Origin of the sequence: Pseudomonas sp. B16(2017) (genome assembly GCF_002113205.1) — a bacterium.
Lineage (GTDB): Bacteria > Pseudomonadota > Gammaproteobacteria > Pseudomonadales > Pseudomonadaceae > Aquipseudomonas > Aquipseudomonas pharyngis.
Window position 1 is genome coordinate 17,261 of record NZ_NEKA01000020.1, and the last position, 19,543, is coordinate 36,803.

32 protein-coding genes are annotated in these 19,543 nt (G+C 55.1%); all 32 read left to right on the plus strand.

Translation table 11 applies throughout. The features are described from left to right. Positions 1-29 precede the first annotated feature (29 nt). The 32 genes from fusA (at position 30) to bfr (ending at position 19,533) form a co-directional block, all read left to right on the plus strand. Positions 30-2,135, plus strand: a complete 2,106-nt coding sequence (gene fusA, locus CAG25_RS25675) for an elongation factor G (RefSeq protein WP_064599781.1) — start codon at positions 30-32, stop codon at positions 2,133-2,135. Between the two features lie 31 nt (positions 2,136-2,166). Next, a complete protein-coding gene (gene tuf / locus CAG25_RS25680; RefSeq protein WP_010220303.1) occupies positions 2,167-3,360 on the plus strand; it encodes an elongation factor Tu in 1,194 nt (397 codons plus the stop codon). A 157-nt stretch (positions 3,361-3,517) separates the two neighbouring features. Next, complete coding sequence (gene rpsJ / locus CAG25_RS25685; RefSeq protein WP_003186070.1) at positions 3,518-3,829, plus strand: 30S ribosomal protein S10; 312 nt, start codon at positions 3,518-3,520, stop codon at positions 3,827-3,829. An 80-nt stretch (positions 3,830-3,909) separates the two neighbouring features. After that, complete coding sequence (rplC, locus tag CAG25_RS25690) at positions 3,910-4,545, plus strand: 50S ribosomal protein L3 (protein WP_007955641.1); 636 nt, start codon at positions 3,910-3,912, stop codon at positions 4,543-4,545. Between the two features lie 12 nt (positions 4,546-4,557). After that, a complete protein-coding gene (gene rplD / locus CAG25_RS25695) occupies positions 4,558-5,160 on the plus strand; it encodes a 50S ribosomal protein L4 (RefSeq protein WP_003228735.1) in 603 nt (200 codons plus the stop codon). After that, positions 5,157-5,456, plus strand: a complete 300-nt coding sequence (gene rplW / locus CAG25_RS25700) for a 50S ribosomal protein L23 (protein WP_002555488.1) — start codon at positions 5,157-5,159, stop codon at positions 5,454-5,456. Before rplD ends, rplW begins: the two co-directional genes overlap by 4 nt. Before the next feature lie 14 nt (positions 5,457-5,470). Next, a complete protein-coding gene (rplB, locus tag CAG25_RS25705) occupies positions 5,471-6,295 on the plus strand; it encodes a 50S ribosomal protein L2 (protein WP_003186055.1) in 825 nt (274 codons plus the stop codon). Positions 6,296-6,311: 16 nt separating this feature from the next. Continuing rightward, entirely contained in the window at positions 6,312-6,587 is a 276-nt protein-coding gene (rpsS, locus tag CAG25_RS25710) for a 30S ribosomal protein S19 (protein WP_011336172.1), read from the plus strand. 11 nt (positions 6,588-6,598) lie between these two features. Then, positions 6,599-6,931, plus strand: a complete 333-nt coding sequence (gene rplV, locus CAG25_RS25715; protein WP_003103908.1) for a 50S ribosomal protein L22 — start codon at positions 6,599-6,601, stop codon at positions 6,929-6,931. Positions 6,932-6,944: 13 nt separating this feature from the next. Further along, positions 6,945-7,631, plus strand: a complete 687-nt coding sequence (rpsC, locus tag CAG25_RS25720) for a 30S ribosomal protein S3 (RefSeq protein WP_003176422.1) — start codon at positions 6,945-6,947, stop codon at positions 7,629-7,631. Positions 7,632-7,643: 12 nt separating this feature from the next. Then, positions 7,644-8,057 (plus strand): 50S ribosomal protein L16, encoded by a 414-nt coding sequence (rplP, locus tag CAG25_RS25725; protein ID WP_003228729.1) that lies wholly within the window; start codon positions 7,644-7,646, stop codon positions 8,055-8,057. After that, positions 8,057-8,248, plus strand: a complete 192-nt coding sequence (gene rpmC, locus CAG25_RS25730) for a 50S ribosomal protein L29 (RefSeq protein ID WP_002555481.1) — start codon at positions 8,057-8,059, stop codon at positions 8,246-8,248. Before rplP ends, rpmC begins: the two co-directional genes overlap by 1 nt. A gap of 2 nt (positions 8,249-8,250) precedes the next feature. Continuing rightward, the gene (gene rpsQ, locus CAG25_RS25735; protein ID WP_003194644.1) at positions 8,251-8,517 is read left to right on the plus strand and encodes a 30S ribosomal protein S17; all 267 of its coding nucleotides are present in this window, start codon (positions 8,251-8,253) and stop codon (positions 8,515-8,517) included. 23 nt (positions 8,518-8,540) lie between these two features. Continuing rightward, entirely contained in the window at positions 8,541-8,909 is a 369-nt protein-coding gene (gene rplN, locus CAG25_RS25740; RefSeq protein ID WP_002555479.1) for a 50S ribosomal protein L14, read from the plus strand. A gap of 11 nt (positions 8,910-8,920) precedes the next feature. Continuing rightward, positions 8,921-9,235, plus strand: a complete 315-nt coding sequence (rplX, locus tag CAG25_RS25745) for a 50S ribosomal protein L24 (protein WP_003186046.1) — start codon at positions 8,921-8,923, stop codon at positions 9,233-9,235. Between the two features lie 20 nt (positions 9,236-9,255). Then, complete coding sequence (gene rplE, locus CAG25_RS25750) at positions 9,256-9,795, plus strand: 50S ribosomal protein L5 (RefSeq protein WP_003210069.1); 540 nt, start codon at positions 9,256-9,258, stop codon at positions 9,793-9,795. A gap of 13 nt (positions 9,796-9,808) precedes the next feature. Continuing rightward, positions 9,809-10,114 (plus strand): 30S ribosomal protein S14, encoded by a 306-nt coding sequence (rpsN, locus tag CAG25_RS25755; protein WP_007955639.1) that lies wholly within the window; start codon positions 9,809-9,811, stop codon positions 10,112-10,114. A 209-nt stretch (positions 10,115-10,323) separates the two neighbouring features. Further along, positions 10,324-10,716 (plus strand): 30S ribosomal protein S8, encoded by a 393-nt coding sequence (gene rpsH / locus CAG25_RS25760; protein ID WP_003228724.1) that lies wholly within the window; start codon positions 10,324-10,326, stop codon positions 10,714-10,716. Between the two features lie 12 nt (positions 10,717-10,728). Next, positions 10,729-11,262 carry a 50S ribosomal protein L6 gene (gene rplF, locus CAG25_RS25765; RefSeq protein ID WP_011336170.1) on the plus strand — a complete coding sequence of 178 codons (534 nt, stop codon included), beginning with the start codon at positions 10,729-10,731 and terminating at the stop codon, positions 11,260-11,262. Between the two features lie 10 nt (positions 11,263-11,272). Beyond that, the gene (gene rplR / locus CAG25_RS25770; RefSeq protein ID WP_003186037.1) at positions 11,273-11,623 is read left to right on the plus strand and encodes a 50S ribosomal protein L18; all 351 of its coding nucleotides are present in this window, start codon (positions 11,273-11,275) and stop codon (positions 11,621-11,623) included. A gap of 3 nt (positions 11,624-11,626) precedes the next feature. Beyond that, on the plus strand, positions 11,627-12,127 hold the full coding sequence (rpsE, locus tag CAG25_RS25775) for a 30S ribosomal protein S5 (RefSeq protein WP_003176409.1): 501 nt from the start codon (positions 11,627-11,629) through the stop codon (positions 12,125-12,127). A 2-nt stretch (positions 12,128-12,129) separates the two neighbouring features. After that, a complete protein-coding gene (gene rpmD, locus CAG25_RS25780) occupies positions 12,130-12,306 on the plus strand; it encodes a 50S ribosomal protein L30 (RefSeq protein WP_003176408.1) in 177 nt (58 codons plus the stop codon). 3 nt (positions 12,307-12,309) lie between these two features. Next, on the plus strand, positions 12,310-12,747 hold the full coding sequence (rplO, locus tag CAG25_RS25785; RefSeq protein WP_003228720.1) for a 50S ribosomal protein L15: 438 nt from the start codon (positions 12,310-12,312) through the stop codon (positions 12,745-12,747). Continuing rightward, a complete protein-coding gene (gene secY, locus CAG25_RS25790) occupies positions 12,748-14,076 on the plus strand; it encodes a preprotein translocase subunit SecY (RefSeq protein WP_085613346.1) in 1,329 nt (442 codons plus the stop codon). 27 nt (positions 14,077-14,103) lie between these two features. Continuing rightward, on the plus strand, positions 14,104-14,220 hold the full coding sequence (rpmJ, locus tag CAG25_RS25795; RefSeq protein ID WP_002555468.1) for a 50S ribosomal protein L36: 117 nt from the start codon (positions 14,104-14,106) through the stop codon (positions 14,218-14,220). A gap of 130 nt (positions 14,221-14,350) precedes the next feature. Further along, positions 14,351-14,707, plus strand: a complete 357-nt coding sequence (rpsM, locus tag CAG25_RS25800; RefSeq protein WP_009045849.1) for a 30S ribosomal protein S13 — start codon at positions 14,351-14,353, stop codon at positions 14,705-14,707. Positions 14,708-14,737: 30 nt separating this feature from the next. Next, positions 14,738-15,127, plus strand: coding sequence for a 30S ribosomal protein S11 (gene rpsK, locus CAG25_RS25805; RefSeq protein ID WP_002555466.1), 390 nt, complete (start codon positions 14,738-14,740; stop codon positions 15,125-15,127). A gap of 18 nt (positions 15,128-15,145) precedes the next feature. Next, positions 15,146-15,766 (plus strand): 30S ribosomal protein S4, encoded by a 621-nt coding sequence (gene rpsD, locus CAG25_RS25810; RefSeq protein ID WP_011336168.1) that lies wholly within the window; start codon positions 15,146-15,148, stop codon positions 15,764-15,766. A gap of 26 nt (positions 15,767-15,792) precedes the next feature. Further along, the gene (gene rpoA / locus CAG25_RS25815; protein ID WP_003186012.1) at positions 15,793-16,794 is read left to right on the plus strand and encodes a DNA-directed RNA polymerase subunit alpha; all 1,002 of its coding nucleotides are present in this window, start codon (positions 15,793-15,795) and stop codon (positions 16,792-16,794) included. 42 nt (positions 16,795-16,836) lie between these two features. Further along, positions 16,837-17,223, plus strand: a complete 387-nt coding sequence (rplQ, locus tag CAG25_RS25820; protein ID WP_007955635.1) for a 50S ribosomal protein L17 — start codon at positions 16,837-16,839, stop codon at positions 17,221-17,223. 238 nt (positions 17,224-17,461) lie between these two features. After that, the gene (locus tag CAG25_RS25825; RefSeq protein WP_085613347.1) at positions 17,462-18,916 is read left to right on the plus strand and encodes a catalase; all 1,455 of its coding nucleotides are present in this window, start codon (positions 17,462-17,464) and stop codon (positions 18,914-18,916) included. A gap of 149 nt (positions 18,917-19,065) precedes the next feature. Next, positions 19,066-19,533 carry a bacterioferritin gene (gene bfr, locus CAG25_RS25830; protein WP_064382244.1) on the plus strand — a complete coding sequence of 156 codons (468 nt, stop codon included), beginning with the start codon at positions 19,066-19,068 and terminating at the stop codon, positions 19,531-19,533. Positions 19,534-19,543 lie beyond the last annotated feature (10 nt).

Below are 19,543 nucleotides of genomic sequence, written 5' to 3' on the forward strand. Positions count from 1 at the left end.
TTTAGCTTCACTAATTTTGCGAGGGCTTTATGGCTCGTACTACTCCGATTAGTCGCTACCGTAACATCGGTATCGTCGCTCACGTGGATGCTGGTAAAACCACCACCACCGAGCGCGTCCTTTTTTACACTGGCAAAAGTCACAAAATGGGCGAGGTGCATGATGGCGCCGCGACCACAGACTGGATGGTTCAGGAGCAGGAGCGTGGTATTACCATTACTTCTGCTGCCATTACCGCCTTCTGGAAAGGTTCCGAGAAGCAGTACCCACACGAGCATCGCTTCAACGTAATCGATACCCCGGGCCACGTAGACTTCACTATTGAAGTAGAGCGTTCCCTGCGTGTACTCGACGGCGCTGTCGTTGTGTTCTGCGGTACTTCGGGTGTTGAGCCTCAGTCGGAAACCGTATGGCGTCAGGCCAACAAATACGGCGTTCCACGTCTTGTTTACGTAAACAAGATGGACCGTGCTGGTGCCAACTTCCTGCGCGTGATCGGTCAGATCAAACAGCGTCTGGGTCACACTCCGGTGCCGATCCAGCTGGCTATCGGTTCGGAAGATAACTTCCAGGGCCAGATCGACCTGATCAACATGCAAGCTGTCTACTGGAACGACTCTGACAAGGGTATGGTTCCGGTTCGCAAGGAAATCCCTGCGGACATGCTTGAACTGGCTGAAGAATGGCGCAACAACATGGTTGAAGCCGCCGCCGAAGCCAGCGAAGAGCTGATGAACAAGTACCTGGAAGGTGAAGAGCTGTCGATCGAAGAGATCAAGGCCGCTTTGCGTGCGCGTACTATCGCCGGTGAAATCGTTCTGGCTGTTTGCGGTTCTTCGTTCAAGAACAAGGGTGTTCCCCTGGTTCTCGACGCCGTTATCGACTTCCTGCCTGCTCCGACCGACATTCCTGCTATCAAGGGTTCCAACCCTGATAACGAGGAAGAAGAGATGGAGCGTCATGCAAGCGACGACGAGCCGTTCGCGGCCTTGGCGTTCAAGATCGCTACCGACCCATTCGTGGGTACCTTGACCTTCGTCCGCGTTTACTCGGGCGTGTTGAACTCCGGCGACGGCGTGATCAACTCGGTCAAAGGCAAGAAAGAGCGCGTGGGTCGTATGGTGCAAATGCACGCAAACGCCCGTGAAGAGATCAAGGAAGTACGCGCTGGCGACATCGCGGCCCTGATCGGCATGAAGGACGTCACCACTGGTGAAACCCTCTGCAACGCTGACAAGCCAATCATCCTGGTTCGCATGGACTTCCCGGAGCCGGTTATTTCGGTTGCCGTAGAGCCTAAGACCAAGGATGACCAGGAAAAAATGGGTATCGCTCTGGGCAAGCTTGCTCAGGAAGACCCGTCTTTCCGCGTTAAAACTGATGAAGAGACTGGTCAAACGATCATCTCCGGCATGGGCGAGCTGCACCTGGACATCCTGGTTGACCGGATGCGCCGTGAGTTCAACGTCGAAGCCAACATCGGCAAGCCACAGGTTTCGTACCGTGAGCGCATCACGAAGAACTGCGAAATCGAAGGCAAGTTCGTTCGTCAGTCCGGCGGTCGTGGCCAGTTCGGTCACTGCTGGATTCGCTTTGCTCCTGCTGACGAAGGTCAGGAAGGTCTGCAATTCCTGAACGAAGTAGTGGGTGGTGTGGTTCCTAAGGAATACATCCCGGCTATCCAGAAGGGTATCGAAGAGCAGATGAAGAACGGCGTTGTTGCCGGCTATCCGCTGATCGGCCTGAAGGCTACCGTGTTCGATGGTTCTTACCACGACGTCGACTCCAACGAGATGGCGTTTAAAGTGGCTGCTTCCATGGCGACCAAGCAACTGGCCCAGAAGGGCGGTGGTGAGTTGCTCGAGCCGATCATGGCGGTAGAGGTTGTTACGCCTGAAGACTATATGGGTGATGTGATGGGCGACCTTAACCGTCGTCGCGGCATGATCCAGGGTATGGAAGACACAGTGTCCGGCAAGGTTATCCGTGCCGAGGTTCCACTGGGTGAGATGTTCGGTTATGCGACCGACGTTCGTTCCATGTCCCAGGGTCGCGCAAGCTACTCTATGGAATTCAAAAAATACGATACGGCTCCGTCGCACATCGTCGAATCCGTTACCAAAAAACAAGGCTGATTCAGCCCCTTTAGGCTAGGAGTTAATTGTCGTGGCTAAAGAAAAATTTGATCGTTCCCTACCGCACGTAAACGTTGGCACCATCGGCCACGTTGACCACGGTAAAACCACTCTGACCGCTGCTCTGACTCGCGTCTGCTCCGAAGTTTTCGGTTCGGCCGTAGTTGAATTCGACAAGATCGACAGCGCACCAGAAGAAAAAGCTCGCGGTATCACCATCAACACCGCGCACGTTGAGTACAACTCGAACATTCGTCACTACGCTCACGTTGACTGCCCAGGTCACGCTGACTACGTGAAGAACATGATCACTGGTGCTGCGCAGATGGACGGCGCGATCCTGGTTTGCTCGGCCGCTGATGGTCCGATGCCGCAAACCCGTGAGCACATCCTGCTGTCCCGTCAGGTAGGCGTTCCGTACATCGTGGTTTTCCTGAACAAGGCTGACCTGGTAGACGACGCTGAGCTGCTGGAACTGGTTGAGATGGAAGTTCGCGACCTGCTGTCCACCTATGACTTCCCAGGCGACGACACTCCGATCATCATCGGTTCTGCTCGTATGGCGCTGGAAGGCAAAGACGACAACGAAATGGGCACCACCGCTGTTAAGAAGCTGGTGGAAACTCTGGACAGCTACATCCCAGAGCCAGAGCGTGCTATCGACAAGCCTTTCCTGATGCCAATCGAAGACGTGTTCTCGATCTCGGGTCGCGGTACTGTTGTGACCGGTCGTATCGAGCGCGGTATCGTTCGCGTTCAAGACGCCCTGGAAATCGTTGGTCTGCGTGACACCACCACCACCACCTGCACTGGTGTTGAGATGTTCCGCAAGCTGCTGGACGAAGGTCGTGCTGGCGAGAACTGCGGCGTTCTGCTGCGTGGCACCAAGCGTGACGACGTTGAACGTGGTCAGGTTCTGGTTAAGCCGGGTTCGGTTAAGCCGCACACCAAGTTCACCGCAGAAGTTTACGTTCTGAGCAAGGAAGAAGGCGGCCGTCACACTCCGTTCTTCAAAGGCTACCGTCCACAGTTCTACTTCCGTACTACTGACGTGACTGGTAACTGCGAGCTGCCAGAAGGCGTTGAAATGGTAATGCCAGGTGACAACATTCAAATGACTGTTACCCTGATCAAAACCATCGCGATGGAAGACGGTCTGCGTTTCGCAATCCGTGAAGGCGGCCGTACCGTTGGTGCTGGCGTCGTAGCTAAAATCATCGAGTAATCTCTTTATTGAGTCAGCTTTGATGAGTTGAAAAAGCCCCCGCTTAGCGGGGGCTTTTTTATTGGGTTGACACCTATCTGGGGCGTCTATAGAATTGCGCCTCCTTTTAACGGGCGTATTGCGCCCGGTGGGAATAGCAGCCGGAGTCTGAAATCCAATGCAAAATCAGCAAATCCGTATCAGGTTGAAGGCTTTTGACCATCGCCTGATCGACCAATCAACCCAGGAAATCGTGGAAACCGCGAAACGTACTGGTGCTCAAGTGCGTGGTCCAATTCCACTGCCTACCCGTAAAGAGCGGTTCACCGTTCTGGTTTCTCCGCACGTCAACAAAGACGCGCGTGACCAGTACGAGATCCGCACTCATAAGCGCGTTCTGGACATCGTCCAGCCAACGGATAAAACCGTTGATGCACTTATGAAGCTTGATCTTGCGGCCGGTGTGGAAGTGCAGATCAGCCTCGGCTAAGACTCGGTCTTGGTCGTGTAACGCTCTGAAATGGGCGGCCATAGCGGGTGAAAGCCCCGTACACTCATGAGGTTTACAACATGACTATTGGTGTAGTCGGTCGTAAAGCGGGTATGACCCGTATTTTCACCGAAGAAGGTGTCTCCATTCCGGTCACGGTCATTGAGATCGAGCCGAATCGCGTCACCCAGTTCAAAACTGAAGAAACCGATGGCTATCGTGCAGTGCAAGTCACTGTCGGCGAGCGTCGTGCTTCCCGTGTTACAGCTGCTCAAGCTGGCCACTTCGCCAAGGCGAACGTTGCCGCTGGTCGTACCGTAATGGAATTCCGTCTTGAAGAAGGCGAGTACCAGGCCGGCGATCTGATCAACGCTGAAATCTTCGCTGCTGGTCAACTGGTTGATGTAACCGGTCAGTCCAAAGGTAAAGGCTTCCAGGGTACGATCAAGCGTTGGAACTTCCGCGGGCAAGATAACACCCACGGTAACTCCGTATCCCACCGCGTCCCAGGCTCTATCGGCCAGTGCCAGACTCCTGGTCGTGTATTCAAGGGCAAAAAAATGTCCGGTCATATGGGCGCTGAGCGCGTGACCGTGCAGTCCCTGGAAGTAGTGCGCGTGGACGCTGAACGCAATCTGTTGTTGGTCAAGGGCGCTGTACCTGGCGCTACTGGCGGCAACCTGGTTGTACGTCCGGCAGCCAAGGCTCGCGGTTAAGGGGAAGCTGACATGCAATTAAATGTAAATGACGCTCAAGCGATCGAAGTTTCCGAACTGACATTTGGCGGCGAGTTCAACGAGACGCTGGTTCACCAAGCAGTCGTGGCCTACATGGCTGGCGGCCGTCAGGGTAGCAAGCAGCAGAAGACCCGTTCCGACGTTCGTGGTGGCGGCAAGCGCCCATGGCGTCAGAAAGGTACTGGCCGTGCTCGTGCCGGTACTATCCGCAGCCCAATCTGGCGCGGCGGCGGCACCACCTTTGCAGCTCGTCCACAGGATCACTCCCAGAAGCTGAACAAGAAGATGTATCGCGCAGCAATGCGTTCCATCCTTGCTGAGCTGGTGCGTACTGATCGTCTGGTCGTGGTTCAGGATTTCGCAGTTGAAACTCCGAAAACCAAAGACCTGCTGGGCAAACTGAACAACATGAGCCTGACCGATGTTCTGATCGTGTCGGATGCTGTTGATCAGAACCTGTACCTGGCTGCTCGCAACCTGCCGCACGTAGATGTACGTGACGTGCAAGGTTCCGATCCAGTTAGTCTGATCGCATACGACAAGGTGTTGATCACCGTGTCGGCCGTGAAGAAATTCGAGGAGCTGCTGGGATGAACCAGGAACGCGTATTTAAAGTTCTGCTTGGCCCGCACGTTTCCGAGAAGGCTACGGTTCTGGCAGACAAGAAAGGCCAGTTCGTTTTCAAGGTTGCTACTGACGCAACCAAGCTGGAAATCAAGAAGGCCGTCGAAAGCCTGTTCAGCGTGAAGGTTGAGCGTGTTACTACCCTGAATGTTCTGGGTAAGAGCAAGCGCACCGCTCGCGGTCTGGGCAAGCGTAATGACTGGAAGAAGGCAGTTATCTCCCTTCAGCCAGGCCAAGATCTCGATTTCAGCAGCAGTGCTGAGTAAGGAAGGGGTGCATCATGGCAATCGTTAAATGCAAACCGACTTCCCCTGGCCGCCGTTTTGTGGTCAAGGTGGTCAACCAGGAGCTGCATAAAGGCGCTCCTCACGCACCGCTGCTCGAGAAAAAATCGAAGTCTGGTGGTCGTAACAACAATGGCCGTATTACCACTCGTCACATCGGTGGTGGTCATAAGCAGCATTATCGTCTGGTCGACTTCCGTCGCAACGACAAAGATGGCATCGCTGCCACTGTCGAGCGTATCGAATACGATCCAAACCGTACTGCTCACATCGCTCTGCTGCTGTACGCAGATGGCGAGCGTCGCTACATCATCGCCCCTAAAGGCGTGAGCGCTGGCGACCAGCTGATCGCAGGTGCTCTGGCACCGATCAAGCCGGGCAACGCTCTGCAACTGCGCAACATTCCAGTTGGTAGCACCGTACACGGCATTGAACTGAAGCCAGGTAAAGGCGCGCAAATCGCTCGTTCCGCTGGCGCTTCGGCTCAGCTGATCGCTCGTGAAGGCGTTTACGTGACCCTGCGTCTGCGTTCCGGTGAAATGCGTAAAGTGCTGGCTGAGTGCCGTGCGACCCTGGGCGAAGTCTCGAACTCCGAGCACAGCCTGCGTTCGCTGGGTAAAGCTGGTGCCAAGCGCTGGCGTGGCGTTCGCCCAACCGTTCGTGGTGTTGCCATGAACCCGGTTGACCACCCACATGGTGGTGGTGAAGGTCGTACCTCTGGTGGTCGTCATCCGGTATCGCCATGGGGCTTCCCGACTAAGGGCGCGAAGACTCGTGGTAATAAGCGTACCGACAAAATGATCGTCCGTCGTCGCAAGTAAATAGAGGGATACGACAGTGCCACGTTCTCTGAAAAAAGGTCCTTTTATTGATCTTCACCTACTGAAGAAGATCGAAGTGGCGGCGGAAAAGAACGATCGCAAACCAATTAAGACTTGGTCGCGTCGTTCGATGATCCTGCCACAAATGGTCGGTCTGACCATCGCAGTACACAACGGTCGTCAGCACGTCCCAGTTCTCGTTAACGAAGACATGGTCGGCCACAAACTGGGCGAGTTCGCCGGTACCCGCAACTATCGCGGGCACGTGGCAGACAAGAAAGCCAAGCGTTAAGGGGTAAGGAAATGGAAGTAGCCGCTAAGTTGTCGGGCGCTCGAATCTCCGCCCAGAAAGCCCGCTTGGTCGCCGACCAGATCCGCGGGAAGAAGGTGGGCGAAGCGCTCAACCTGTTGGCTTTCAGCAGTAAGAAAGCCGCCGAGATCATGAAAAAAGTGCTGGAGTCGGCCGTAGCCAACGCCGAGCATAACGAAGGCGCAGACGTTGATGACCTGAAGGTCAGCACCGTTTTCGTCAACGAAGGGCGTTCGCTGAAGCGCATCATGCCACGTGCCAAAGGCCGTGCTGATCGCATCGTCAAGCGGTCTTGCCATATCACTGTCAAGGTTGCTGACAAGTAACGGAGTCGAAGAGATGGGTCAGAAAGTACATCCCATTGGCATTCGCCTGGGAATCGTCAAGGAGCACACCTCCGTCTGGTACGCAGACGGTCGGACTTATGCGGACTACTTGTTCGCTGATCTGAAGGTGCGTGAATACCTCCAAGACAAACTAAAAAGCGCGTCCGTAAGCCGTATCGATATCCATCGTCCGGCCCAAACTGCACGCATCACCATCCACACCGCTCGTCCAGGTATTGTTATCGGGAAGAAAGGTGAAGATGTTGAGAAACTGCGTCAGGACCTGACCAAGCAAATGGGTGTGCCTGTGCACATCAATATCGAAGAGATCCGCAAGCCGGAGCTCGACGGTATGCTGGTTGCGCAGAGCGTAGCTCAGCAGCTGGAGCGTCGTGTAATGTTCCGTCGCGCCATGAAGCGCGCTGTACAGAACGCCATGCGCATTGGTGCCAAAGGCATCAAAATCCAAGTGAGCGGTCGTCTCGGCGGTGCTGAAATCGCACGTACTGAATGGTATCGCGAAGGTCGTGTGCCACTGCACACCCTGCGTGCCGACATCGACTATGCCAACTACGAAGCTCACACCACTTACGGTGTGATCGGTGTAAAGGTTTGGATCTTCAAAGGCGAAGTAATTGGTGGTCGCCAAGAAGAGCTGAAGCCACAAGCACCAGCGCCTCGTAAAAAAGCTGCTAAGTAAGGGGTACGCCAAATGTTGCAACCTAAGCGTACGAAGTTCCGCAAGCAGATGACCGGCCACAACCGTGGTCTGGCACTGCGCGGTAGCAAAGTCAGCTTCGGCGAGTTCGCGCTGAAGTCTGTAGCTCGTGGTCGTCTCACCGCTCGTCAGATCGAGTCAGCGCGTCGTGCACTGACCCGTCACGTAAAACGTGGCGGCAAGATCTGGATCCGTGTATTCCCGGACAAGCCGATCTCCAAGAAGCCTCTCGAGGTTCGTATGGGTAAAGGTAAGGGTAACGTGGAGTACTGGGTTGCCCAGATTCAGCCAGGCAAAGTCCTGTATGAAATCGAGGGTGTTTCTGAAGAGCTGGCGCGTGAGGCTTTCGCCCTGGCTGCTGCAAAGCTGCCGCTCGCCACCTCCTTTGTTAAACGGACGGTGATGTGATGAAAGCGAATGAACTTCGTGAAAAATCCGCACAGCAGCTGAACGAGCAACTGCTCGGCTTGCTGCGCGACCAGTTCAATCTGCGCATGCAGAAAGCAACTGGCCAGTTGGGGCAGTCTCATCTGCTCTCGCAAGTTAAGCGTGACATTGCTCGCGTGAAGACTGTGCTCAACCAGCAGGCAGGTAAGTGATCATGGCTGAAGCCGAAAAAACTGTCCGTACGCTGACTGGCCGTGTTGTCAGCGACAAGATGGACAAAACCATCACCGTTCTGATCGAGCGTCGCGTTAAGCACCCGATCTACGGTAAATACGTTAAGCGTTCGACTAAGCTGCACGCGCACGACGAAACCAATCAGTGCCACATCGGCGACAAAGTCACTATTCGTGAAACTCGTCCGATGGCTAAGACCAAGTCTTGGGCGCTGGTTGATGTTCTCGAACGCGCTGTGGAAGTCTAAGGGCTAGGGGTCGGAGAAATTATATGATTCAGACTCAATCCATGCTCGATGTGGCCGATAACAGCGGCGCTCGCCGTGTTATGTGCATCAAGGTGCTGGGTGGCTCCCATCGTCGTTACGCTGGTATCGGTGACATCATCAAAGTTACCGTGAAGGAAGCAATTCCTCGCGGTAAGGTGAAAAAAGGCCAAGTGATGACTGCTGTTGTAGTCCGCACTCGTCACGGCGTACGTCGTGCTGATGGCTCCATTATCCGCTTTGATGGCAACGCTGCTGTTCTTCTGAACAACAAGCAAGAGCCGATCGGCACCCGTATCTTTGGGCCAGTGACCCGTGAACTTCGTACCGAGAAGTTCATGAAGATCGTCTCGCTCGCCCCAGAAGTGCTGTAAGGAGATCCGACATGCAAAAGATTCGTCGTGACGACGAGATCATCGTGATCGCCGGCAAAGACAAAGGTAAGCGCGGTAAGGTGCTGAAGGTTCTTGCTGACAACCGTCTGGTTGTTGGTGGTCTGAACCTGGTCAAGCGTCATACCAAGCCTAACCCGATGTCGGGCGTACAGGGCGGTATCGTCGAGAAAGAAGCGCCACTGCACGCTTCCAACGTCGCCATCTTCAACGGCGAAACCAACAAGGCTGACCGCGTTGGTTTCAAAGTAGAAGATGGTAAGAAAATTCGTGTCTTCAAGTCGACCCAAAAAGCGGTTGATGCTTGAACACTGCTAGGTAGAAGACCATGGCACGACTAAAAGAGATTTACCGGAAGGAAATCGCTCCGAAACTTAAGGAAGAACTTAAGCTTTCGAACGTGATGGAAGTTCCGCGCGTTACCAAGATCACCCTGAACATGGGTCTGGGCGAAGCGATCGGCGACAAAAAAGTCATCGAGCACGCTGTTGCTGACCTGGAAAAGATCACCGGCCAGAAAGTCGTTGTGACCTACGCTCGCAAATCCATCGCTGGCTTTAAAGTCCGTGAAGGTTGGCCGATCGGCGTCAAAGTGACCCTGCGCCGTGAGCGTATGTACGAGTTCCTGGATCGTCTGCTGTCGATCTCCCTGCCTCGGGTTCGCGACTTCCGCGGCCTGAATGCCAAGTCCTTTGATGGTCGTGGCAACTACAGCATGGGCGTGAAAGAGCAGATCATTTTCCCGGAAATCGACTACGACAAGATCGATGCTCTCCGCGGTCTGGACATTACCCTGACCACCACTGCTAAGAACGATGACGAAGGCCGCGCTCTGCTGCGTGCTTTCAAATTCCCGTTCCGCAACTGATTGGAGTAGGAAAATGGCCAAGAAGAGCATGAAAAACCGTGAGCTGAAACGTCAGCTCACCGTTGCCAAATACGCCGTCAAGCGTGCAGCGCTGAAAGCTATCATCGTCGATCTGAACGCAAGTCCAGAAGCGCGTTGGGAAGCTACCGTAGCTCTGCAGAAGCAACCGCGTGACGCAAGCGCTTCGCGCATGCGTAACCGTTGCCGTCTGACCGGTCGTCCGCACGGCGTTTACCGCAAGTTCGGCCTCGGCCGTAACAAACTGCGTGAAGCGGCAATGCGTGGTGACGTACCAGGTCTGGTTAAAGCCAGCTGGTAATTGCTGTCAAAGCCTTGATGGTCGGGGTCGCAAGAACCTGACCATCGGTGGCCTTGAACTTGAATCAAGCCCCTTTTGGGGCTTGATTCATTTCTGGGGTGTGTCTAGAATGACCGGCTCGCCTGAGCCCGTGTTTTTTACGCCCGGAATTCCTCGGCGACAAGTAGTAGCCGCAAGGCTAATTTTTCTGTATTAGGAGCGTCTAGCCCATGAGTATGCAGGACCCGTTAGCGGACATGCTAACTCGAATCCGTAATGCCCAGATGGCTGAAAAGTCCGTCGTAAGCATGCCGTCTTCCACGTTGAAGGTGGCTGTAGCAAAAGTCCTGAAGGACGAAGGTTACATCGCGGGTTATCAGATCAGCAGCGAAACCAAGCCGCTGCTGTCCATCGAGCTGAAATACTTCGAAGGCCGTCCGGTCATCGAGGAAGTGAAGCGCGTTAGCCGTCCAGGCCTGCGTCAGTACAAGTCCGTCGAAGATCTGCCAAAAGTACGTGGCGGCCTCGGTGTGTCTATCGTCTCCACCAACAAAGGTGTGATGACTGATCGTGCTGCGCGCGCTGCCGGTGTCGGCGGCGAAGTTCTTTGCACTGTGTTCTAAGGGGGGATAAGCATGTCTCGCGTCGCTAAGAACCCCGTTAAGCTGCCAGCCGGTGTCGAAGTAAAATTCGCAGGCCAACAGCTTTCGGTGAAGGGTGCCAAGGGTACTCTTGAACTGAACGTCCATTCGTCCGTTGAAGTCGTTGAAGAAGCCGGTGAGCTGCGTTTTGCTGCTCGCAATGGCGATCAACAGACTCGCGCAATGGCCGGTACCACTCGTGCGTTGGTAAACAACATGGTCCAGGGCGTAAGCCAAGGCTTCGAGCGCAAGCTCCAGCTGGTCGGTGTTGGTTACAAAGCGCAAGCAAAAGGTCAGGTGCTGAACCTGGCTCTTGGCTTCTCGCACCCAGTGGATTACGAACTGCCGGAAGGCATCACCGCTGAGACTCCTAGCCAGACCGATATCCTGATCAAGGGCATCGACAAGCAGCTGGTAGGTCAAGTGGCCGCCGAGATCCGCGACTTCCGTCCACCAGAGCCGTACAAAGGCAAAGGTGTGCGCTACGCGGACGAAGTCGTCCGTCGTAAAGAAGCCAAGAAGAAGTAGGGCATAGCAAATGACCGACAAAAAAGTTACTCGACTGCGTCGCGCTCGCAAAGCACGCCTGAAAATGCACGAACTCGAAGTCGTGCGTCTCTGCGTGTTCCGCTCTTCGCAGCACATCTACGCCCAGGTCATTTCGGCCGACGGCAACAAAGTCCTGGCAAGCGCCTCGACTTTGGATAAAGAACTGCGTGATGGCGCCACTGGCAACATCGACGCGGCCACTAAGGTTGGCCAGCTGGTCGCTACGCGTGCTAAGGCCGCTGGCGTCTCGCAGGTGGCTTTCGACCGCTCTGGCTTCAAGTACCACGGCCGCGTTAAAGCGCTGGCTGATGCTGCTCGTGAAGCTGGGCTGGAGTTCTAAGTTATGTCAAATAACGACCAAAAGCGCGACGAAGGCTACATCGAGAAGCTGGTTCAAGTTAACCGCGTAGCCAAAACCGTTAAAGGCGGCCGTATCTTCACTTTCACCGCGTTGACCGTGGTTGGTGATGGTAAAGGGCGTGTTGGCTTCGGCCGTGGCAAGTCGCGTGAAGTGCCTGCTGCGATCCAGAAGGCAATGGAAGCTGCTCGCCGCAACATGATCCAGGTTGATCTGAACGGCACCACTCTGCAGTACGCAATGAAGTCCGCTCACGGCGCTTCGAAGGTGTACATGCAGCCTGCTTCTGAAGGTACCGGTATCATCGCTGGCGGCGCTATGCGTGCTGTCCTCGAAGTTGCTGGCGTTCAGAACGTTCTGGCCAAGTGCTACGGCTCGACTAACCCGGTAAACGTGGTTCACGCCACTTTCAAGGGTCTGAAAGCTATGCAATCTCCTGAGTCCATCGCTGCCAAGCGCGGCCTGACTGTCAAGGAGATCTTCTGATCATGGCTACCGTTAAAGTAACGCTGATCAAAAGCATGACCGGCCGCATCCCTAACCACAAACTGTGCGTGAAGGGTCTGGGTCTGCGTCGCATCGGTCACACTGTAGAAGTCCAGGATACTCCCGAGAATCGCGGGATGATCAACAAGGCTTACTACATGCTGCGTGTCGAGGGTTAATCGATGAAACTCAATGATCTGAGTCCAGCGCCGGGTTCCCGTCGCGAAAAGCATCGTCCGGGCCGTGGTATCGGTAGTGGTTTGGGTAAGACTGGTGGCCGTGGTCACAAAGGTCAGACTTCCCGCTCCGGTGGCACCATCGCTCCAGGCTTTGAAGGCGGTCAACAGCCGCTGCATCGTCGCCTGCCGAAGTTCGGTTTCGTTTCCCTGAAAGCCATGGACCGCGCAGAAGTGCGTCTGTCCGAGCTGGCTAAAGTGGAAGGCGACATCGTCACTGTGCAGTCCCTGAAAGATGCCAACGTGATCAACGTCAACGTACAGCGTGTGAAAATCATGCTGTCCGGTGAAGTGACTCGCGCTGTCACTATCGGCAAGGGAATCGGCGCCACCAAAGGTGCGCGTGCGGCTATCGAAGCAGCTGGCGGCAAGTTCGAGGAATAAATGGCTAAGCAAGGTGCTCTCTCTGCGCTCGGCAAAGGCGGTATGTCTGAACTTTGGGCTCGTCTGCGTTTTCTGTTCCTGGCGATTATCGTCTACCGAATAGGCGCACACATCCCGGTTCCAGGTATCAACCCGGACCGACTCGCAGACCTGTTTCGACAGAATGAGGGGACCATTCTTAGCTTGTTCAACATGTTTTCCGGCGGCGCGCTGGAGCGGATGAGCATCTTTGCACTGGGGATCATGCCGTACATTTCGGCATCGATCATCATGCAACTGATGACCGCCGTCAGCTCGCAGCTGGAGCAGTTGAAGAAGGAAGGTGAAGCTGGCCGTCGCAAGATCAGCCAGTACACCCGCTACGGCACCGTCGTCCTCGCTCTCGTTCAGGCCATTGGCATGTCCATTGGTCTGGCGGGGCAGGGCGTTGCGTTCACTGGTGACTTTGGCTTCCATTTCGTCGCGGTCTCCACGTTTGTGGCTGGCGCGATGTTCATGATGTGGCTGGGTGAGCAGATTACTGAGCGTGGTGTAGGCAACGGTATCTCGATGTTGATTTTTTCGGGTATCGTCGCCGGTCTTCCGAGAGCAATCGGGCAGTCTTTCGAGTCTGCGCGTCAGGGCGATATCAATATCTTCGCCTTGGTTGCCATCGGTTTGCTGGCAGTAGCGATTATCGGTTTCGTGGTGTTCATTGAGCGTGGTCAGCGTCGTATCGCTGTTCACTACGCCAAGCGTCAGCAGGGCCGCAAGGTTTTTGCTGCGCAGACAAGCCACTTGCCGCTGAAGGTGAACATGGCCGGTGTTATTCCGGCTATTTTCGCGAGCAGCATTTTGCTGTTCCCGGCTTCGTTGGGTGCCTGGTTTGGTCAGTCTGAAGGTATGGGCTGGTTGCAGGACATCTCGCAGTCGATCGCTCCTGGTCAGCCGTTGAATATTCTGCTGTTTAGTGCAGGGATTATTTTCTTCTGCTTCTTCTATACGGCGTTGATGTTCAATCCGAAAGACGTAGCGGAAAACCTGAAGAAGTCCGGTGCCTTTATTCCGGGCATCCGTCCAGGTGAGCAGTCCGCACGCTATATTGATGGCGTTCTGACTCGCTTGACCATGTTCGGTGCTCTTTACATGACGGCCGTGTGCTTGTTGCCCCAGTTCCTGGTGGTTGCAGCAAACGTTCCGTTCTACCTTGGCGGGACCTCGTTGCTGATCGTGGTCGTGGTTGTGATGGACTTCATGTCCCAAGTACAATCGCACCTCGTTTCGCACCAGTACGAATCCCTGATGAAGAAAGCCAACCTGAAGGGTTACGGCAGCGGCATGTTGCGCTGAGTACCCATAAGGTTCGAGGAGTTGGTGATGAAAGTTCGTGCATCGGTGAAAAAGCTGTGCCGTAACTGCAAGATTATTCGCCGCGAAGGTGTTGTTCGAGTAATTTGCAGCGCGGAACCGCGTCACAAACAGCGCCAAGGCTGAGTGTGATTGTGCTTCAAGCCCGGTAGCTAGTGCGCTACCGGGTTGATTATTTGTTATTACAGCGATATTATCTCGCGCCCTATTTCTTGGCTTCCGGGGCGTAGGTAGCTGTCAATTGGAGTCCCACTGAATGGCCCGTATTGCAGGCGTTAACATTCCAGATAACAAGCATACTGTTATCTCGCTGACCTACATCTATGGTGTTGGTCGCACTACTGCACAGAAGATCTGTGCAGAGACTGGGGTAAACCCAGCCGCAAAGATCAAGGATCTGAGCGACGAGCAGATTGAACAGCTGCGTGGCGAAGTGGCGAAGTTCACCACTGAAGGTGACCTGCGTCGCGAAATCAACATGAAAATCAAGCGCTTGATGGACCTCGGTTGCTATCGCGGTCTGCGTCATCGTCGTGGTCTGCCAGTACGCGGTCAGCGTACCAAGACCAACGCGCGTACCCGTAAAGGTCCGCGTAAGCCGATCCGCAAGTAATCGCCCCAGCGAATCGACAGGAATTTAATCATGGCAAAACCTGCTGCTCGTCCTCGTAAAAAAGTTAAAAAGACAGTGGTTGATGGCATCGCCCACATCCATGCCTCTTTTAACAACACCATCGTGACCATCACCGACCGTCAAGGTAACGCTCTTTCCTGGGCTACCTCCGGTGGTTCGGGTTTCCGCGGTTCCCGCAAGTCCACCCCGTTCGCTGCTCAAGTAGCTGCTGAGCGTGCTGGTCAAGCTGCGCTGGAATACGGCCTGAAAAACCTCGACGTGAACGTCAAGGGCCCAGGTCCAGGTCGTGAATCCGCAGTCCGCGCTTTGAACGGCTGTGGCTACAAGATCGCCAGCATCACCGACGTGACGCCAATCCCGCACAACGGGTGCCGTCCGCCGAAGAAGCGCCGCGTGTAATCCAGGAGATTGTAAAGAATGGCTCGTTACATTGGTCCAAAATGCAAACTCGCTCGTCGCGAAGGCACCGATCTCTTCCTGAAGAGCGGCGTGCGCGCGATCGAATCGAAGTGCAACATTGAAGCAGCACCTGGTATCCACGGCCAACGCCGCGGTCGCCAGTCCGATTACGGCACCCAACTGCGCGAAAAGCAGAAGGTCCGTCGTATTTACGGCGTTCTCGAGCGTCAGTTCAGCGGCTACTACAAAGCTGCTGCCAGCAAGAAAGGTGCAACTGGTGAAAACCTGCTGCAACTGCTCGAATGCCGTCTGGACAACGTTGTATACCGTATGGGCTTCGGTTCGACTCGTGCCGAATCCCGTCAGCTGGTATCGCACAAGTCGATCAGCGTTAACGGCCAGACCGTAAACGTTCCGTCCTACCAGGTTCGTGCTGGTGACGTGGTTGCTGTTCGCGAGAAGGCAAAGAACCAACTTCGCATTGTCCAAGCTCTCGAGCTGTGCGCCCAACGTGGTCGCGTAGAATGGGTAGAGGTAGATGCTGAGAAGAAGTCGGGCGTTTTCAAGAACGTTCCTGCTCGCAGTGATCTGTCCGCCGACATCAACGAAAGCCTGATTGTCGAGCTCTACTCCAAGTAAGTAAGGGCTAGAAAATAGGTGCATCCATGCAGATTTCGGTAAATGAGTTCCTGACACCCCGCCACATTGATGTGCAGGTTGTCAGTCCAACCCGCGCCAAGATCACTCTCGAGCCTCTCGAGCGTGGTTTTGGCCACACCCTGGGCAACGCGCTGCGCCGCATCCTGTTGTCCTCAATGCCCGGCTGCGCAGTAGTCGAGGCCGAGATTGACGGTGTGCTCCACGAGTACAGCGCCATCGAAGGTGTACAGGAAGACGTAATTGAAATCCTGTTGAACCTTAAAGGTCTGGCCATCAAGCTGCACGGTCGTGACGAAGTTACGCTGACCTTGTCGAAGAAGGGTTCGGGGGTGGTTACCGCTGCCGATATTCAGCTGGATCATGATGTCGAGATCGTTAATCCCGATCACGTAATCGCTAACCTGGCGTCTAACGGCGCCCTGAACATGAAGCTCACCGTAGCTCGTGGTCGTGGTTATGAACCAGCCGACTCGCGTCAGAGCGATGAAGACGAAAGCCGTAGCATCGGTCGCTTGCAGCTTGACTCTTCGTTCAGCCCGGTTCGCCGTATCGCATACGTGGTGGAAAACGCCCGTGTCGAGCAGCGTACCAACCTGGACAAGCTGGTTATTGATCTGGAAACCAACGGTACCCTGGATCCTGAAGAGGCTATCCGCCGCGCTGCAACCATCCTGCAACAGCAGTTGGCTGCGTTCGTCGACCTCAAAGGTGACAGTGAGCCAGTGGTTGTCGAGCAGGAAGACGAGATCGATCCGATCCTGCTTCGCCCGGTTGACGATCTGGAACTGACTGTACGTTCGGCTAACTGCCTTAAGGCGGAAAACATCTACTACATCGGCGACCTGATTCAGCGTACCGAAGTAGAGCTGTTGAAGACTCCGAACCTGGGCAAGAAATCCTTGACTGAAATCAAGGACGTTCTGGCCTCCCGCGGTCTGTCCCTCGGCATGCGCCTCGACAACTGGCCGCCTGCAAGTCTTAAGAAGGACGACAAGGCGACTGCCTGATCGTCGTAATCACCGAACGTAGTGTTTGGTAAGGAATGAACCATGCGTCATCGTAAAAGTGGGCGTCACCTGAGCCGCACCAGCTCGCACCGCAAGGCCATGTTCCAAAACATGGCGGTGTCGCTGTTCGAGCACGAGCTGATCAAAACTACTCTGCCAAAAGCCAAAGAACTGCGCCGCGTTGCCGAGCCGCTGATCACTCTGGCCAAGACAGACAGCGTTGCTAACCGTCGTCTGGCTTTCGACCGTACTCGTTCGAAAGCTATCGTTGGTAAGCTCTTCAACGACCTGGGCAAGCGTTACGCTACCCGTGAGGGTGGCTACCTGCGCATCCTCAAGTGCGGTTTCCGCGCTGGCGACAACGCGCCTATGGCGTACGTCGAACTGGTTGATCGTGCTGTCGGCGGTGAAGCTGTATCCGCTGAGTAAGACGTCAGTCTGAAACAAAGAACCGGGCCGAGTGCCCGGTTTTTTGTGCCTGTAAGAAATGCGCTGTTCGTACAAGCTTCTACCCTGTTTGGGTCTGCACTATGTGTGCGGATTGATCGTTAGTTTTTATCTATTGATGACCATAAGTTAATGAATTTGTGGCTGTCATATTGATGATCGATACTCCCCAACAAGCCGATTAGCCGGCAGTTCAAGACCGATAGAGGATGAAGATCGCATGAGCCAGAACAAGACGCTTACGACCGCCAGTGGCGCACCTGTCGCCGACAACCAGAACTCTCGCTCCGCTGGCCCTCGTGGCCCGTTGCTGCTCGATGACTTCCACTTGATCGAGAAGCTCGCCCACTTCAACCGGGAAAACATTCCTGAGCGTCGTGTACACGCCAAGGGGTCGGGTGCCTACGGCACTTTTACCGTCACCCGTGACATTACTCAGTACACCAGCGCCAAACTGTTTTCTGCCGTCGGCAAGCAAACCCCGACATTCCTGCGCTTCTCCACTGTAGGTGGCGAGCGTGGCTCGGCTGACACCGAGCGCGATCCACGTGGCTTCGCTCTCAAGTTCTATACCGAAGAAGGCAACTGGGACATCGTTGGCAACAATACGCCCGTGTTCTTCATTCGTGATCCACTGAAATTCCCTGACTTTATCCACACCCAGAAACGCCTGCCGCAAAGCAACCTGAAAAGCGCGCAGATGATGTGGGACTTCTGGTCGCATTCGCCTGAAGCGCTGCACCAGGTCACGATTCTGTTCTCTGATCGCGGTATTCCGGACGGATATCGCCATATGCACGGTTTCGGCAGTCACACCTACAGCCTGATCAGTGCTCAGGGCGAGCGTCACTGGGTGAAGTGGCACTACAAGACCAAGCAAGGGATCAAGAACCTTGCGCCGGCAGACGCTGCACGCCTGGCGGGCACTGATCCGGATTACGCACAGCGTGACCTGTTCGAAGCCATCGAGCGTGGTGACTTCCCGAAATGGAGCGTATGCATCCAGATCATGACCGAAGCCCAAGCCGCTGCGCACTATGAGAACCCGTTCGACGTGACCAAGACCTGGTCGCAAAAGGAGTTTCCACTGATCGAAGTGGGTGAGCTGGAACTGAACCGTAACCCGCTCAACTACTTTGCCGAAGTCGAGCAAGCCGCGTTCGGCCCGAGCAACATGGTGCCTGGCGTAGGTCTGTCGCCAGATCGCATGCTGCAAGGTCGGGTATTCGCGTACGCCGATGCCCACCGCTATCGCGTAGGTACCAATCACCAGCAACTGCCAGTGAACGCTCCGCGTAGCCCGGTGAATACTTACCAGCGTGATGGTTCGATGGCTTTTGGGAGCAATGGTGGCGCAGCGCCTAACTACGAGCCGAACAGCTACGTGGAGTCGCCGAAACAAGCGCCGCACTACGCCGAGCCTGCACTGGCCCTGAGCGGCGCGGCTGATCGTTACGATCACCGTGAAGACACTGACTACTACAGTCACGCCGGTGCGCTGTTCCGCTTGATGAGTGACGAACAGAAAGCGCTGCTGGTCAGCAACATCGCCGGGGCGATGGCGGGGGTGTCGAGTGACGTCGTCGATCGTCAGCTGCAGCATTTCTACAGGGCCGATCCGGCGTACGGAGAAGCAATCGCAAAGCTGCTCAACGTACAGCTTAACGAAGTCTAAACGAGAAGCAGAACCGCCCTCATTTGGGCGGTTTTTGCGTTATTTAGGCTGCTTTTCTCGGAATATCTTCGCTTTTATTGCGCTAAGTGAGTGACCTTCCAGTCAGGTTGGTTCAAACTACAGACTTTCAAGCAGGGAGATGTAGGGCGATGCAAGGCCACCCAGACGTTATCGATTACCTCAACACGTTGCTGACCGGCGAACTGGCCGCGCGTGACCAATATTTCGTTCACTCGCGGATGTATGAGGACTGGGGATTCACCAAGCTCTACGAACGAATCAACCACGAGATGGAAGAAGAGGCCGGTCATGCCGATGCGCTGATGCGCCGGATTCTGATGCTTGAAGGCACCCCGCGCATGCGCCCGGATGATCTGGATGTCGGCACTACCGTGCAAACCATGCTCGAAGCGGATCTGCGCCTGGAGTACAAGGTGCGCGCCGCGCTGTGCAAGGGCATCGAACTGTGCGAACAGCACGGCGACTATGTCAGCCGCGAGATCCTTCGGGTTCAGCTCAATGACACCGAGGAAGATCACACCTACTGGCTGGAAAAGCAGCTCGGCCTGATCAAGCTGATCGGTATCCAGAACTACCTGCAGTCCCACGCGTCCTGATTGCAATTGA

What these genes read in the sequence shown, in the direction of transcription:
- fusA (WP_064599781.1), top strand. Translation starts at nt 30, where the DNA reads ATGGCTCGTACTACTCCGATTAGTCGCTACCGTAACATCGGTATCGTC.
- rpsJ (WP_003186070.1), top strand. Translation starts at nt 3,518, where the DNA reads ATGCAAAATCAGCAAATCCGTATCAGGTTGAAGGCTTTTGACCATCGC.
- rplC (WP_007955641.1), top strand. Translation starts at nt 3,910, where the DNA reads ATGACTATTGGTGTAGTCGGTCGTAAAGCGGGTATGACCCGTATTTTC.
- rplD (WP_003228735.1), top strand. Translation starts at nt 4,558, where the DNA reads ATGCAATTAAATGTAAATGACGCTCAAGCGATCGAAGTTTCCGAACTG.
- rplW (WP_002555488.1), top strand. Translation starts at nt 5,157, where the DNA reads ATGAACCAGGAACGCGTATTTAAAGTTCTGCTTGGCCCGCACGTTTCC.
- rplB (WP_003186055.1), top strand. Translation starts at nt 5,471, where the DNA reads ATGGCAATCGTTAAATGCAAACCGACTTCCCCTGGCCGCCGTTTTGTG.
- rplV (WP_003103908.1), top strand. Translation starts at nt 6,599, where the DNA reads ATGGAAGTAGCCGCTAAGTTGTCGGGCGCTCGAATCTCCGCCCAGAAA.
- rpsC (WP_003176422.1), top strand. Translation starts at nt 6,945, where the DNA reads ATGGGTCAGAAAGTACATCCCATTGGCATTCGCCTGGGAATCGTCAAG.
- rplP (WP_003228729.1), top strand. Translation starts at nt 7,644, where the DNA reads ATGTTGCAACCTAAGCGTACGAAGTTCCGCAAGCAGATGACCGGCCAC.
- rpmC (WP_002555481.1), top strand. Translation starts at nt 8,057, where the DNA reads ATGAAAGCGAATGAACTTCGTGAAAAATCCGCACAGCAGCTGAACGAG.
- rpsQ (WP_003194644.1), top strand. Translation starts at nt 8,251, where the DNA reads ATGGCTGAAGCCGAAAAAACTGTCCGTACGCTGACTGGCCGTGTTGTC.
- rplN (WP_002555479.1), top strand. Translation starts at nt 8,541, where the DNA reads ATGATTCAGACTCAATCCATGCTCGATGTGGCCGATAACAGCGGCGCT.
- rplX (WP_003186046.1), top strand. Translation starts at nt 8,921, where the DNA reads ATGCAAAAGATTCGTCGTGACGACGAGATCATCGTGATCGCCGGCAAA.
- rplE (WP_003210069.1), top strand. Translation starts at nt 9,256, where the DNA reads ATGGCACGACTAAAAGAGATTTACCGGAAGGAAATCGCTCCGAAACTT.
- rpsN (WP_007955639.1), top strand. Translation starts at nt 9,809, where the DNA reads ATGGCCAAGAAGAGCATGAAAAACCGTGAGCTGAAACGTCAGCTCACC.
- rpsH (WP_003228724.1), top strand. Translation starts at nt 10,324, where the DNA reads ATGAGTATGCAGGACCCGTTAGCGGACATGCTAACTCGAATCCGTAAT.
- rplF (WP_011336170.1), top strand. Translation starts at nt 10,729, where the DNA reads ATGTCTCGCGTCGCTAAGAACCCCGTTAAGCTGCCAGCCGGTGTCGAA.
- rplR (WP_003186037.1), top strand. Translation starts at nt 11,273, where the DNA reads ATGACCGACAAAAAAGTTACTCGACTGCGTCGCGCTCGCAAAGCACGC.
- rpsE (WP_003176409.1), top strand. Translation starts at nt 11,627, where the DNA reads ATGTCAAATAACGACCAAAAGCGCGACGAAGGCTACATCGAGAAGCTG.
- rpmD (WP_003176408.1), top strand. Translation starts at nt 12,130, where the DNA reads ATGGCTACCGTTAAAGTAACGCTGATCAAAAGCATGACCGGCCGCATC.
- rplO (WP_003228720.1), top strand. Translation starts at nt 12,310, where the DNA reads ATGAAACTCAATGATCTGAGTCCAGCGCCGGGTTCCCGTCGCGAAAAG.
- secY (WP_085613346.1), top strand. Translation starts at nt 12,748, where the DNA reads ATGGCTAAGCAAGGTGCTCTCTCTGCGCTCGGCAAAGGCGGTATGTCT.
- rpmJ (WP_002555468.1), top strand. Translation starts at nt 14,104, where the DNA reads ATGAAAGTTCGTGCATCGGTGAAAAAGCTGTGCCGTAACTGCAAGATT.
- rpsM (WP_009045849.1), top strand. Translation starts at nt 14,351, where the DNA reads ATGGCCCGTATTGCAGGCGTTAACATTCCAGATAACAAGCATACTGTT.
- rpsK (WP_002555466.1), top strand. Translation starts at nt 14,738, where the DNA reads ATGGCAAAACCTGCTGCTCGTCCTCGTAAAAAAGTTAAAAAGACAGTG.
- rpsD (WP_011336168.1), top strand. Translation starts at nt 15,146, where the DNA reads ATGGCTCGTTACATTGGTCCAAAATGCAAACTCGCTCGTCGCGAAGGC.
- rpoA (WP_003186012.1), top strand. Translation starts at nt 15,793, where the DNA reads ATGCAGATTTCGGTAAATGAGTTCCTGACACCCCGCCACATTGATGTG.
- rplQ (WP_007955635.1), top strand. Translation starts at nt 16,837, where the DNA reads ATGCGTCATCGTAAAAGTGGGCGTCACCTGAGCCGCACCAGCTCGCAC.
- CAG25_RS25825 (WP_085613347.1), top strand. Translation starts at nt 17,462, where the DNA reads ATGAGCCAGAACAAGACGCTTACGACCGCCAGTGGCGCACCTGTCGCC.
- bfr (WP_064382244.1), top strand. Translation starts at nt 19,066, where the DNA reads ATGCAAGGCCACCCAGACGTTATCGATTACCTCAACACGTTGCTGACC.